Consider the following 12,031-nt stretch of genomic DNA (forward strand, 5'->3'; position numbering starts at 1 on the left):
GGGTGGGGGTGACGACCGGCGGGGGTGGGGCGGCGGCGGGCTTCTTGTCGTCCTGCGGCCACAGCAGCACGGTGGCCACCACCGCGAGCAGGGCGGCGAGGACGGCCGCGACGGTGAGGACCAGGCCCCGGGACGGGCGCGAGCCGGCGGGCGGCTGCGGCGGCTGCTGCTCGGTGGTCATGGCCACGAGGATGGCCCAACCGGGCCCCGCCCGGCAGGCGGTTGACGGAAATCGCCCCACCGCGGCCGCTCCCCGGACGCCCCGACGACGGCCGGGACCGGGCTGACACAATGGCGTCATGAGCACCACACCAGCCGTCCCCGGCAGCACCGCCCTGGACCCCGAGATCGCCGCCCGCCTCAAGCGCACCGAGGACGGCCTGCTCCCCGCCATCGCCCAGCAGTTCGACACCGGCGAGGTGCTGATGCTCGGCTGGATGGACGACGAGGCCCTGCACCGCACCCTCACCACCGGACGCTGCACCTACTGGAGCCGCAGCCGCCGCGAGTACTGGGTGAAGGGCGACACCTCCGGCCACGCCCAGGCGGTCAAGTCGGTGGCGCTGGACTGCGACGGCGACACCCTGCTGGTGAAGGTCGACCAGATCGGCGCGGCCTGCCACACCGGCGACCGCACCTGCTTCGACGCCGACGTGCTTCCGCTTTCCTGACAGCCAACAGTCAACAGCCCGACTCACAGAACTCCAGAAGGTGCCGCCCAGCATGGATCTCGAAGCCTTCCGCAAGCTCGCCGTCGACACCCGGGTCATCCCGGTCACCCGCAGGCTCCTCGCGGACGGCCTCACCCCGATCGGCCTCTACCGCAGTCTGGCCGCCGAGCGGCCCGGCACCTTCCTGCTGGAGTCCGCCGAGCAGGGCCGCAGCTGGTCCCGCTACTCCTTCGTCGGCGTCCGCAGCGCCGCGACGCTCACCGTCGACCCGGACGGCGGTGCCCGCTGGCTCGGCGCCCCGCCGGTCGGCATCCCCACCGAGGGCGACCCGCTGGAGGTGCTGCGCGCCGCCCTGGACGCCCTGCACACCCCGCGCCAGGTCGACGACGGCCTGCCCCCGCTCACCGGCGGCCTGGTCGGCTACCTCGGCTACGACGTCGTCCGCCGCCTGGAGAAGCTGCCCGACCTCAACCCGGACGACCTGCGGCTGCCCGAGCTGACCATGCTCCTCGCCACCGACCTGGCCGTCCTGGACCACGCGGACGGCACCGTCCTGCTGATCGCCAACGCCGTCAACCACAACGACCTGGCGACCGGCATCGAGGAGGCGCACGCCGACGCCGTCGCCCGCCTGGACGCCATGGAGGCCGACCTCTTCAAGCCGGTCGACCCGGGCCTGGCCACCTTCACCCCGGTCGGCCCCGGCGAGGTGCGCTCGCCGTTCGGCGGCGAGCCGTACCGCGCCGCCGTCGAGGAGATCAAGGAGCGGATCCGGGCCGGCGAGGCCTTCCAGGTCGTCCCCTCGCAGCGCTTCGAGGCGCCCTGCCCGGCCTCCGCGCTGGACGTCTACCGGGTGCTGCGCACCACCAACCCCAGCCCGTACATGTACCTGTTCCGCTTCCCCGGCCCGGACGGCGGCGCCGAGGGCGGCTTCGACGTGGTCGGCTCCAGCCCGGAGGCGCTGGTCAAGGTCACCGACGGCGAGGCGATGGTGCACCCGATCGCCGGCACCCGGCACCGCGGCGCCACCCCGCACGAGGACGCGGCGCTGGCCGCCGAGCTGCTCGCCGACCCCAAGGAGCGCGCCGAGCACCTGATGCTGGTCGACCTCGGCCGCAACGACCTGGGCCGGGTCTGCGAGCCGGGCAGCGTCGAGGTGGTCGACTTCATGCAGATCGAGCGCTACAGCCACGTGATGCACATCGTCTCGACGGTGACCGGCAAGGTCGCCCCCGGGCGGACGGCCTTCGACGTGCTCACCGCCTGCTTCCCGGCCGGCACCCTCTCCGGCGCGCCCAAGCCCCGGGCGATGCGGATCATCGAGGAGCTGGAGCCCACCCGCCGCGGCCTGTACGGCGGCTGCGTCGGCTACCTGGACTTCGCCGGGGACTCGGACACCGCGATCGCGATCCGCACCGCCGTGCTGCGCGACGGCACCGCGTACGTGCAGGCCGGCGCGGGCGTCGTCGCCGACTCCGACCCGCACGGCGAGGACACCGAGTGCCGCAACAAGGCGGCCGCCGTGCTGCGCGCCGTCGCCACCGCCAATACGCTGCGGACGCCGGAACTGTCCTAGTCGGAGCAGTCGGAGCAGTCGGAGCAGTCGGAGCAGTCGGAGCAGTCGGAGGAGGCGGCCGGGATGTCGCAGGTGCCGCACGACGAGCTGCGCTGGGCGTTCGTGCTCGGCGCGGCCGTCCAGATCAGGGACGAACTGGCGGGCCACGGCCTGGTGCTGTCCAGGGTGCTGATCGACTTCCCGGCCGAGCCCGGCCCGCTCGCCCCCGACCTGGCGGTGCTCGCCCCGGCGGCCGTCCGCGACGACCGGGGCCGCTACCGGGCCGGCGACGTCGAGGCGGCGCTGGAGCTGGCCCGGCCGGGCCTGGCCGAGGCCGGACGGGCGTACGCGCGCGCCGGCGTGCCGCTGTACGTGGTGGTCGACCCGGCGGCCGCCGCCTGCACCGTCCACACCGCGCCGGCCCCGACCGGGGTGTACCGGGAGGCCGAGCGGGTGCCGTACGGCAACGACCTGTTCCTGCCGCTCGGCGAGCGGACGCTGGTGCTGCGCAGCGACGACTTCCCGGTCGCGTCGCCCACCCCGGGTTCGGGCTGACGCGTGGGCCGGGGGATAGTGGACGGGTGACCGACCAGAGCCCCGCCCCCGCCGCCCCCGACCGCCGCACGCTCGGCGTGATGCTGCTGCTGACCGTGCTGAGCGCCGTCCTGGTGCTGACCGCGGTCGGCCGGGTCTGGGCCGAGGGCCGGGCCGGGAACCTCGAAGTGTCCGTGACCGGCAGCACCATCTCCGAACTGCCCGGCGGGCTGGCCCTGGTGGGCCTGGCCGCGGCCGTCGCCGTGTTCGCGGTGCGCGGCGCCGGACGGCTCGCGGTCGGCGCGCTCACCCTGCTGGCCGGCCTCGGCGCGGCCGCCGCCTCGGCCGCCGGCGCCGGCGACACCGCCGCCCTGGACACCGAGGCCGGCCGCAAGCTGGCCCTGGCCGGCTCCGCCGCCACCGAGGTCTCGCACAGCGCCTGGCCGTGGGTCGCGCTGGCCGGCGGGCTGCTGCTCGCCCTCGCCGGGCTGTTCACGCTGCGCTACGGCCGCGGCTGGCCGGCCATGGGCACCCGCTACGACGCGCCCACCCGCAAGGGCCCGGCGAAGGCCGACACGCCCACTGACCTGTGGAAGGCCCTCGACCGGGGCGAGGACCCGACCGCGGGCTGAGCCACCGCCGTGTGACGCGATAGACCCGCCACCCGCTTTGGGCCGCCGGTGTGTGGCCCGGCACAATGGATCCCGTCAACCCGCCGGCGGCCCCGCAGGCCCGGCCGGGCCCCGAGAGCCAAGGAGCACCACCGATGTCAGCAGCAGCACACGGCCACACCCCTGCCGCCTGGACCGGCGTCGTCATCGCCTTCATCGGCTTCGGCGTCGCGGGCGTCGCGATGATCCTCCCGTCGCCGCTGCTGGTCTGGGCCGGCATGGCGGTCGTCCTGGTCGGCGGCATCGTGGGCAAGGCCATGGCGATGGCCGGCATGGGCAAGCAGCCCAGCCCCCACGTGTACAAGTCGGTCGAGGAGCAGACCAAGGCCCGCGAGGCGGCCATCGCCGCTGCCTGACGGCCCGGCCGGTACGACGCCGTACCGCCGCACTTTCGCACTGCTGAACGGCGGGCGCGCCGCGCCCGCCGTTTCGTTCCGTCCGGACCCGGCGCGGGCACAATCGGGGCGTGAACGCCGCCCCCACCGCCTCCGTCCCGCCGCGCGTGCTGCGCCGGCTGGGCCCGCCGCTGGCCGCGCTGGCGGCGGTGGCCGGTCCCGCCGCGTACGTCGCGGCGGTGGACCCGAACGCCCCCGGGCACTATCCGGACTGCCCCTTCCTGGCCGCGACCGGCTGGTGGTGCCCCGGCTGCGGCGGCCTGCGCTGCGTGCACGCGCTGGCCCACGGGGACCTCACCTCCGCCCTGCACGACAACGCCGTGGCCGTCCTGCTGCTCGGCGTGCTGGCGGTGCTCTGGCTGCGCTGGGCCTGGGCGGCGCTGACCGGCGGCGCTCCGCCGGGGGTTTCGGTGGGGGCGCGGCGGTGGGCGCTGATCGGGTTGCTGGTGCTGGTGTTCGCGGTGGTGCGGAACCTGCCGGTGGGCGCCGGGCTGGCCCCGCCGCTGGTCTGATCACCCCCTGATCACCCCCTGATCCCACCCGCGATCCCAGCCCCGATCCCCGCCCTGATCGCACCCGATCCGGCCCCCGTTCGGCCCGGTCGCCTCGTCCGCTTGCTGCGAGTCCACTTGTTGCCAGCACGCCCCGATTCCGGTGGAAATTCGGTGAAGCCGCAGCTGGGGGCGGTCCGGACCGGCGTCCGTCCAGCGAGACGCGCGCCGGGTGGATGCCCCTCGCGCCCCCCGGTGCCGATACCATCGAAGAGCCGGCGGGCCCATGCCCGCGTCGGCTCCCGCTCGCGAACTGTGCAGAATATGGGGGCTCCCGAGTGAGTGTGCTCGACTCGATCATCGAAGGGGTCCGGGAGGACCTCGCCGAGCGGCAGTCCCGGGTCTCCCTGGACCAGCTCAAGGAGCTGGCCGCCAAGGCCCCGGACGCCAAGGACGGCGTCGCCGCGCTCAAGGGCGACGGTGTCCGGGTGATCTGCGAGGTGAAGCGGTCCAGCCCCTCCAAGGGCGCGCTCGCCGCGATCGCCGACCCGGCCTCCCTGGCCCGTGACTACGCGGCCGGCGGCGCCGCCGCGATCAGCGTGCTGACCGAGCAGCGCCGCTTCGGCGGTTCGCTCGCCGACCTGGACGCGGTGCGCGCCGCGGTCGACACCCCGGTGCTGCGCAAGGACTTCATCGTCACCGCCTACCAGCTGTGGGAGGCCCGCGCGCACGGCGCCGACCTCGCGCTGCTGATCGTCGCGGGCCTCGACCAGCCGGCCCTGGTGTCGCTGATCGAGCGCGCCGAGTCGATCGGCCTCACCCCGCTGGTGGAGGTGCACGACGAGGAGGAGATCAAGCGCGCGGTGGACGCCGGCGCGAGGATCATCGGCGTCAACGCCCGCAACCTCAAGACCCTCGAAGTGGACCGCAACACCTTCGGCAACGTCGTCGACGCCATCCCGGCCGGCATCGTCAAGGTCGCCGAGTCCGGCGTGCGCGGCCCGCTCGACGTGATCAACTACGCCAACCTGGGCGCCGACGCCGTCCTGGTCGGCGAGACCCTGGTGACCGGCAAGGACCCGCGCGCCGCGGTCGCCGACCTGGTCGCGGCCGGCGCCCACCCGGCCGTCCGGCACAAGGACTGACGCACACCGATGAAGATCGCCACCCGACTCGCCCCCGGCTGCCGCCCGCGCGGCTGCCGCGCGCCCGCACGCCGGGTGCTGGGGCGTCGGGTGCGGTACGTCATCGGCTGCGAGCCCGGGCAGGTGCCGGGGCGGCGATGGCGCGGGACGCACGGCTGATCCACCGGATCGGCCGATCAGACGTCACCGTCGTCCATCTCCCACCAAGGGGAACCACCATGTCCGAGAAGGACTACCTGCCCGGCGCCCAGGTGCCGGACGCCCGCGGCTACTTCGGCGCGTACGGCGGCCGCTTCATCCCGGAGGCGCTGGTCGCCGCCGTGGAACAGGTCGCCGAGGAGTACGAGAAGGCCAAGACCGACCCGGCCTTCCTCGCCGAGCTCGACGGGCTGCTCAAGGACTACACCGGCCGCCCGAGCCCGCTGACCGACGTCCACCGCTTCTCCGCCGAGGCGGGCGGCGCGCGCATCCTGCTCAAGCGCGAGGACCTCAACCACACCGGCTCGCACAAGATCAACAACGTGCTGGGCCAGGCGCTGCTCACCAAGCGGATGGGCAAGACCCGGATCATCGCCGAGACCGGCGCCGGCCAGCACGGCGTGGCCACCGCCACCGCCTGCGCCCTGTTCGGCTTCGACTGCACCATCTACATGGGCGAGGTCGACACCCAGCGCCAGGCGCTCAACGTCGCCCGGATGCGGATGCTCGGCGCCGAGGTGGTGGCCGTCAAGTCCGGCAGTCGGACCCTGAAGGACGCCATCAACGAGGCGTTCCGGGACTGGGTCGCCAACGTCGACTCCACCCACTACCTGTTCGGGACGGTCGCCGGGCCGCACCCCTTCCCGATGATGGTCCGCGACTTCCACCGGGTCATCGGCGTCGAGGCCCGCCAGCAGGTCCTCGACCGCACCGGCCGGCTGCCCGACGCGGTGGTCGCGTGCGTCGGCGGCGGGTCGAACGCGATGGGCATCTTCCACGAGTTCATCCCGGACGCCGGCGTGCGGCTGATCGGCTGCGAGGCCGCCGGCGAGGGCGCCGACACCCCCAAGCACGCCGCCACCCTCACCAAGGGCGACCCGGGCGTGCTGCACGGCTCCCGGACGTACGTCCTGCAGGACGAGGACGGGCAGACCATCGAGTCGCACTCCATCTCGGCCGGCCTGGACTACCCGGGCGTCGGGCCGGAGCACGCCTGGCTGAAGGACACCGGGCGGGCCGAGTACCGGCCGGTGACGGACGACGCCGCGATGCAGGCGCTGCGGCTGCTGTCCCGCACCGAGGGCATCATCCCGGCCATCGAGAGCGCCCACGCGCTCGCCGGGGCCCTGGAGCTGGGCCGCGAGCTCGGGCCGGAGGCCACCATCCTGGTGTCGCTGTCCGGGCGCGGCGACAAGGACATGCACACCGCGGCCGAGTACTTCGGCCTGTACGACGAGCCGGCCGGCGACGCGGCCGAGGGGGGTAAGTGACCATGGCTTCGAAGCTCACCGAGGCCCTGGCGGCCGCCAAGGCCGAGGACCGCGCCGCGCTCATCGGCTACCTGCCGGCCGGCTTCCCGACCGTCGACGGCGGCATCCGGGCGATCAACGCGCTGCTCGACGGCGGCTGCGACGTCGTCGAGGTCGGCCTGCCGCACTCCGACCCGGTCCTCGACGGCGCCGTCATCCAGACCGCCGACGACCTCGCGCTGCGCGGCGGCGTGCGGATCAAGGACGTGCTGCGCACCGTCCAGGAGGTCGCCGCGGCGCACCCCTCGGCGGCGGTGCTGGTGATGACGTACTGGAACCCGGTCGAACGCTACGGCGTGGCGCGCTTCGCCGCGGACCTGGCCGCGGCCGGCGGCGCCGGCTGCATCCTGCCGGACCTGCCGGTCGAGGAGTCCGGCGAGTGGCGCAAGGCGGCGGGCGAGCACGGGCTGGACACCGTGTTCGTGGTCGCCCCCAGCAGCAAGGACGCGCGGCTGGCCGAGGTCACCGCGGCCGGCAGCGGCTTCGTGTACGCGGCCGCGGTGATGGGGGTGACCGGTACGCGCTCGGCGGTCGGCTCGCTGGCCGAGGACCTGGTCGCCCGCACCCGGGCCACGACCGACCTGCCGGTCTGCGTCGGGCTCGGGGTCTCCAACGCCGAGCAGGCCGCGGAGGTCGCGCGGTTCGCGGACGGGGTGATCGTCGGCTCCGCGTTCGTGAAGCGGATCCTGGAGGCGGGCTCGGACGAGGAGGCGGCGCTGGCCGCGGTCCGCGAGCTCGCCGGTGACCTCGCCGCGGGGGTTCGCCGGGGCTGAGACGTTCCGCCTGACGGCCCGCCGCTCCTCGGGAGCGGCGGGCCGTCACCTTTTCCGGGGGCGGTCGTCAAGGCGGGAGCGGGCCCCGAACGGGTGAAGAGGGGTGGCGACACGCATCAGCTGGGGTTGACCGGCGTTGAGTGGAGGGACGAGTGCACGAACGACGTGCACGGGTCGGCCGAGCGAGCGAAGGGGTGAGCCGGTGCCTGGTCTCCATCGGGGTGTACTGCTGCGGGCGGCCGCTGCCGCGCTGGCGCTCGGCGCCGCGGTCGGGGCGCACACCGAGGTCGGGCACGCGTTGGCCAGGCGGGGGGCGGAACGGGCCGAGCGGGATGCCGTCGCGTGTGCGCACGCGGCGCGCTGGGACGCGGCGGAGCGGGCCGCGCACCCCGGGCGCGAGGGGCGGCCGGAGGTGGCGGATCCGGGGCGGGTACCGGGCTGCCGGTAGCGTACGGGCGTTCGGAGGATTCGGACGGATCGTCATGTAACGTCACTCGTCCGGCTTAATTCCGGAAAACGGAGGAACCGCCCTTCATCCCTTACGGTTCAGCAAGGAGTGAACGAGTTTCCCAAGGGGGGTTCCCTGATGGCCGGCCCGGCAGCGAAGCCCGGCGATCCCACGCAGCCCGGTGACTCCGCGCCAGGGCCGGCGGCCCGGCGGTCCGCCCCGGTCCGGACCGAGTGGCTCGGCCTCGCCGTACGGCTCGGCCTCGCGGTGGTGTGGGGGTGGGCCGGGCTGGCGAAGATCGCCGACCCGGCGGAGGCGGCCCAGGCCGTCCGGGCGTTCGAGATCCTGCCCGAGAGCCTGGTCAAGCCGGTCGGCTACGGCCTGCCGTTCCTGGAGCTGGCGCTCGCCCTGCTGCTGGTGACCGGGCTCGGCGTCCGCCTGGTCGCCGGGGTCTCGGCGCTGCTGCTGCTCACCTTCATCGCGGGGATCGCCTCCGCCTGGGCGCGCGGCATCTCGATCGACTGCGGCTGCTTCGGCGGCGGCGGGCACGTCGACGAGTCGCAGACCAAGTACCTGCAGGAGATCCTGCGCGACACCGGCTTCCTGCTGCTGGCGGGCTGGCTGCTGTGGCGGCCCCGCACGAAGTTCTCGGCGGACGGATGGCTGGCGAGCTGACCGGTCCCGTCCCCCGTCCGTCCCACCCGCCCCTCCCGACGAAGGCCCTCCCCGACCGTGGATGTCAAGGCAATGAGCGACAAGAACCGAGATGGCAAGCGCACCGCCCGTGAGCGGATGCTGGAGCAGCGGGCGGCCGACGAGGCCGCGTCCAAGCGCAGGAAGAAGCTGATCGTCGGCGGCGCCGTGCTCGCCGTGATCGCCGCCGCCGTCGTCACCGGCGTCGTGGTGCAGAACCAGCGCTCCAAGCCGGAGACCCCGACCGCGGCCCCGGCCGGGACGATCGGCGACAAGAACCTCGTCATCCCGGTCGGCGCCGCCAACGCACCGTCGGTCCTCACCGTGTACGAGGACCCGCGCTGCCCGGCCTGCGGCATCTTCGAGCGCGAGTTCGCGGCGACGATCGACCAGCTGGAGGACGCCGGGAAGATCTACACCAACGCGCACATCGTCTCGTTCATCGACCGGGCCGTGCCGGGGAAGGGCTCGAAGAACGGCGCCAACGCGCTGGCCTGCGCGCAGGACGCCGGGCACTTCCGCGACTTCCACGACGTGCTGTACCGCAACCAGCCGGACGAGACCAGCGACGCCTTCGGCGACAAGGCGGTGCTGCTGAACCTGGCCAAGCAGGTCAACGGGCTGGACACGCCGGAGTTCCAGGCGTGCGTCAACGACAACAAGTTCGGCGGGTGGGTGTCCGCGGTGCAGCAGGACTTCGACAAGTCCAGCTACAAGTCCACCCCGACCGTGCTGCTCAACGGGCAGCCGATCTACCCCAAGAACGGCAACGACGAGATCTCCCCGGCGAACCTGGTGAAGTGGGTGGACGCCGCGAACCAGGGCAAGCAGCTGGGGACGGCGGGCTCGCACGGGCAGAGCCCGGCGCCGACCAGCACCGCTTCGGAGGCCAACAACCCGTCGCCGAGCGCCGGCTGAGCAACCCGGCCCACCGCCGCCCCCTCCCCGTCCGGAGGGGGCGGCGGCGCGTTCCGGACAGTCTTGTTCGATTTCTGTGACCCGGGGGGTACCCGGCGGGGCCACGGAACCCTGTAGCGTCGGAACCGCCATGGATATCGCCTACATTCCCAGCCCGTCGCGGGGCGTCCTCTACCTCGGACCGATCCCGCTGCGCGCCTACGCCTTCTGCATCATCCTCGGTGTCGTCGTCGCCGTCTGGCTCGGCAGCAAGCGCTGGGTCGCCCGGGGCGGTGCCAAGCACACCGTCGGGGACATCGCCGTCTGGGCCGTGCCGTTCGGCCTCGTCGGCGGCCGGCTCTACCACGTGATCACCGACGGCGGCCGGCTGTACTTCGCCGAGGGGAAGAACCCCTGGGACGCCCTCAAGATCTGGGAGGGCGGCCTCGGCATCTGGGGCGCGATCGCGCTCGGCGCGGTCGGCGCCTGGATCGGCGCCCGCCGCCGGGGCGTCCCGCTGCCCGCCTACGCCGACGCCATCGCGCCGGGCATCGCGCTCGCGCAGGCGCTCGGCCGCTGGGGCAACTACTTCAACCAGGAGCTGTACGGGCGGCCGACCACCCTGCCGTGGGGCCTGGAGATCGACAAGACGCTGCCGAACGGCGAGGTCGTCAAGGGCGTGTACCACCCGACCTTCCTGTACGAGTCGATCTGGTGCGTCGGCGTGGCGCTGCTGGTGATCTGGGCGGACCGGCGCTGGAAGCTGGGCCACGGCCGGGCGTTCGCGCTGTACGTGGCCGCGTACACGGTCGGCCGGTTCTGGACGGAGTGGCTGCGGATCGACGAGGCGCACGTCTACTTCGGCCTGCGGCTGAACGACTGGACCTCGATCGCGGTGTTCCTGGGCGCGGTCGCGTACTTCGTGATCGTCGGCAGGACGCGGCCCGGTCGGGAGGACCCGGCGAGCATCGACCCGGCGGCGCACGAGGAGGCCGAGGCCGAGGCCGGCGGGAAGGGCGAGGCCGAGGGCAAGGCCGCGAAGCAGGCCGAGAAGAAGGCCGAGAAGCCGGGCGAGGAGAAGGCGGAGAAGAAGGCCGCCGAAAAGAATTCGTCTCGACCGGTGGACGCGGAGGCCGCCACGGCCGTCGAGGCGAAGACCGGCAAGGACGTCAAGGACCCGATCTGACCTGGGGTTTCCCCGCGTACTGAGGCCACCCTCCGCAAGCACGGCGAAGGGTGGCCTCACCGCTGTTCGGACAGCCTTACTTTGCTGGAAATGCCCAGGTCAGACGGCTACGTTCGAGGCGGACGAACGAAAGACGGAGGGGAACGACCGTGAGCGCGACCACCCTGGAACCCGAGGCCGGGCAGCACCCCCGGATACCCGCCGCCGACCACCACCGGGACGTGAACGGCGGCTGGCTGCGGCCGGCCGTGTTCGGCGCCGTGGACGGGCTGGTGTCCAACTTCGCGCTGATGACCGGCGTGGTCGGCGGGGCGGCCTCGAACGGCACCGTGATCCTCACCGGCCTGGCCGGGCTGGCCGCCGGCGCCTGCTCGATGGCGGCGGGGGAGTACACCTCGGTGGCCTCGCAGCGGGAGCTGGTGCAGGCCGAGATCGAGGCCGAGCGGCTGGAGCTGCGCCGCAACCCGCAGGGCGAGCTGGCCGAGCTGGCGCAGGTGTACGTCGAGCGGGGCGTCGACCCGGACCTCGCGCACGAGGTGGCGCGGCAGCTGTCCCGCGACCCGGAGCTGGCGCTGGAGGTGCACGCCCGCGAGGAACTGGGCATCGACCCGCACGACCTGCCCTCGCCGCTGGTCGCCGCCGGCTCCTCGTTCCTGTGCTTCGCGCTCGGCGCGCTGCTGCCGCTGCTGCCGTACCTGCTCGGTGCGAGCTCGCTGCTGCCGGCCCTGGCGCTGGCCGCGCTCGGCCTGTTCGGCTGCGGTGCGGTGGTGGCCCGGGTGACGGCGCGCAGCTGGTGGTTCAGCGGGACCCGGCAGCTGGTGCTCGGCGGGGCCGCGGCCGGGGTGACGTACCTGCTGGGGTGGCTGATCGGCGGGCACGTGGGGTGACCGCGGAATGACCCGGATCACTGCATGACTATGCCGGGCAGTGCGTGACGTTTCACACACGGACGTCGCGTGCTGCCCGGCTTCGTCTCATCATCCGGGCTCCGGAGCCGCGGATTCGCATCCGGGGGAGGGGGTGTCGGGATGGATTCGCAGGCGTCCATGATCGGCATGTGTGGC

The 12,031-nt window shown here is 73.7% G+C and carries 14 protein-coding genes and 1 pseudogene; 14 read left to right on the top strand and 1 reads right to left on the bottom strand.

What is annotated here, in order from left to right:
• A pseudogene (locus VM95_RS28570) lies at window positions 1–181 on the bottom strand (Dyp-type peroxidase); the annotation flags it as partial.
• A 118-nt stretch (window positions 182–299) separates the two neighbouring features.
• On the opposite strand from VM95_RS28570, the gene hisI reads away from it, so the two are divergent.
• The 14 genes from hisI (at window position 300) to VM95_RS28640 (ending at window position 11,854) form a co-directional block, all read left to right on the top strand.
• The gene (hisI, locus tag VM95_RS28575) at window positions 300–671 is read left to right on the top strand and encodes a phosphoribosyl-AMP cyclohydrolase (RefSeq protein ID WP_045702046.1); all 372 of its coding nucleotides are present in this window, start codon (window positions 300–302) and stop codon (window positions 669–671) included.
• Between the two features lie 52 nt (window positions 672–723).
• Entirely contained in the window at window positions 724–2,247 is a 1,524-nt protein-coding gene (locus tag VM95_RS28580) for an anthranilate synthase component I (protein ID WP_045702048.1), read from the top strand.
• A gap of 63 nt (window positions 2,248–2,310) precedes the next feature.
• The gene (locus VM95_RS44745; RefSeq protein ID WP_052707633.1) at window positions 2,311–2,781 is read left to right on the top strand and encodes a Uma2 family endonuclease; all 471 of its coding nucleotides are present in this window, start codon (window positions 2,311–2,313) and stop codon (window positions 2,779–2,781) included.
• Between the two features lie 26 nt (window positions 2,782–2,807).
• A complete protein-coding gene (locus VM95_RS28590; RefSeq protein WP_045702050.1) occupies window positions 2,808–3,392 on the top strand; it encodes a TIGR02234 family membrane protein in 585 nt (194 codons plus the stop codon).
• A gap of 134 nt (window positions 3,393–3,526) precedes the next feature.
• Window positions 3,527–3,787, top strand: coding sequence for an HGxxPAAW family protein (locus VM95_RS28595; RefSeq protein ID WP_045702053.1), 261 nt, complete (start codon window positions 3,527–3,529; stop codon window positions 3,785–3,787).
• Window positions 3,788–3,897: 110 nt separating this feature from the next.
• Window positions 3,898–4,338: a DUF2752 domain-containing protein gene (locus tag VM95_RS28600; RefSeq protein WP_045702055.1), complete on the top strand. Its 441-nt coding sequence runs from the start codon at window positions 3,898–3,900 to the stop codon at window positions 4,336–4,338.
• A 317-nt stretch (window positions 4,339–4,655) separates the two neighbouring features.
• Window positions 4,656–5,462, top strand: a complete 807-nt coding sequence (gene trpC, locus VM95_RS28605) for an indole-3-glycerol phosphate synthase TrpC (protein WP_045702057.1) — start codon at window positions 4,656–4,658, stop codon at window positions 5,460–5,462.
• 9 nt (window positions 5,463–5,471) lie between these two features.
• Complete coding sequence (trpM, locus tag VM95_RS43400; protein ID WP_167352964.1) at window positions 5,472–5,621, top strand: tryptophan biosynthesis modulator TrpM; 150 nt, start codon at window positions 5,472–5,474, stop codon at window positions 5,619–5,621.
• A gap of 59 nt (window positions 5,622–5,680) precedes the next feature.
• Window positions 5,681–6,931 carry a tryptophan synthase subunit beta gene (trpB, locus tag VM95_RS28610; protein ID WP_045702059.1) on the top strand — a complete coding sequence of 417 codons (1,251 nt, stop codon included), beginning with the start codon at window positions 5,681–5,683 and terminating at the stop codon, window positions 6,929–6,931.
• 2 nt (window positions 6,932–6,933) lie between these two features.
• Window positions 6,934–7,743: a tryptophan synthase subunit alpha gene (trpA, locus tag VM95_RS28615; RefSeq protein ID WP_045702061.1), complete on the top strand. Its 810-nt coding sequence runs from the start codon at window positions 6,934–6,936 to the stop codon at window positions 7,741–7,743.
• A 586-nt stretch (window positions 7,744–8,329) separates the two neighbouring features.
• Window positions 8,330–8,866, top strand: coding sequence for a MauE/DoxX family redox-associated membrane protein (locus tag VM95_RS28625; protein WP_045702065.1), 537 nt, complete (start codon window positions 8,330–8,332; stop codon window positions 8,864–8,866).
• Window positions 8,867–8,938: 72 nt separating this feature from the next.
• Window positions 8,939–9,802, top strand: a complete 864-nt coding sequence (locus VM95_RS28630) for a DsbA family protein (RefSeq protein ID WP_045702068.1) — start codon at window positions 8,939–8,941, stop codon at window positions 9,800–9,802.
• Window positions 9,803–9,932: 130 nt separating this feature from the next.
• Window positions 9,933–10,967, top strand: a complete 1,035-nt coding sequence (gene lgt, locus VM95_RS28635) for a prolipoprotein diacylglyceryl transferase (protein ID WP_045702070.1) — start codon at window positions 9,933–9,935, stop codon at window positions 10,965–10,967.
• 164 nt (window positions 10,968–11,131) lie between these two features.
• Complete coding sequence (locus VM95_RS28640) at window positions 11,132–11,854, top strand: VIT1/CCC1 transporter family protein (protein WP_045702102.1); 723 nt, start codon at window positions 11,132–11,134, stop codon at window positions 11,852–11,854.
• Window positions 11,855–12,031: the final 177 nt, after the last annotated feature.

The organism is Streptomyces rubellomurinus, assembly GCF_000961885.1.
GTDB classification, from domain to species: domain Bacteria; phylum Actinomycetota; class Actinomycetes; order Streptomycetales; family Streptomycetaceae; genus Kitasatospora; species Kitasatospora rubellomurina.

Bases quoted from the DNA above. Each gene is read 5' to 3' on its own strand.
- hisI (WP_045702046.1), top strand. From the start codon at position 300: ATGAGCACCACACCAGCCGTCCCCGGCAGCACCGCCCTGGACCCCGAG.
- VM95_RS28580 (WP_045702048.1), top strand. From the start codon at position 724: ATGGATCTCGAAGCCTTCCGCAAGCTCGCCGTCGACACCCGGGTCATC.
- VM95_RS44745 (WP_052707633.1), top strand. From the start codon at position 2,311: ATGTCGCAGGTGCCGCACGACGAGCTGCGCTGGGCGTTCGTGCTCGGC.
- VM95_RS28595 (WP_045702053.1), top strand. From the start codon at position 3,527: ATGTCAGCAGCAGCACACGGCCACACCCCTGCCGCCTGGACCGGCGTC.
- trpM (WP_167352964.1), top strand. From the start codon at position 5,472: ATGAAGATCGCCACCCGACTCGCCCCCGGCTGCCGCCCGCGCGGCTGC.
- trpB (WP_045702059.1), top strand. From the start codon at position 5,681: ATGTCCGAGAAGGACTACCTGCCCGGCGCCCAGGTGCCGGACGCCCGC.
- trpA (WP_045702061.1), top strand. From the start codon at position 6,934: ATGGCTTCGAAGCTCACCGAGGCCCTGGCGGCCGCCAAGGCCGAGGAC.
- VM95_RS28625 (WP_045702065.1), top strand. From the start codon at position 8,330: ATGGCCGGCCCGGCAGCGAAGCCCGGCGATCCCACGCAGCCCGGTGAC.
- VM95_RS28630 (WP_045702068.1), top strand. From the start codon at position 8,939: ATGAGCGACAAGAACCGAGATGGCAAGCGCACCGCCCGTGAGCGGATG.
- lgt (WP_045702070.1), top strand. From the start codon at position 9,933: ATGGATATCGCCTACATTCCCAGCCCGTCGCGGGGCGTCCTCTACCTC.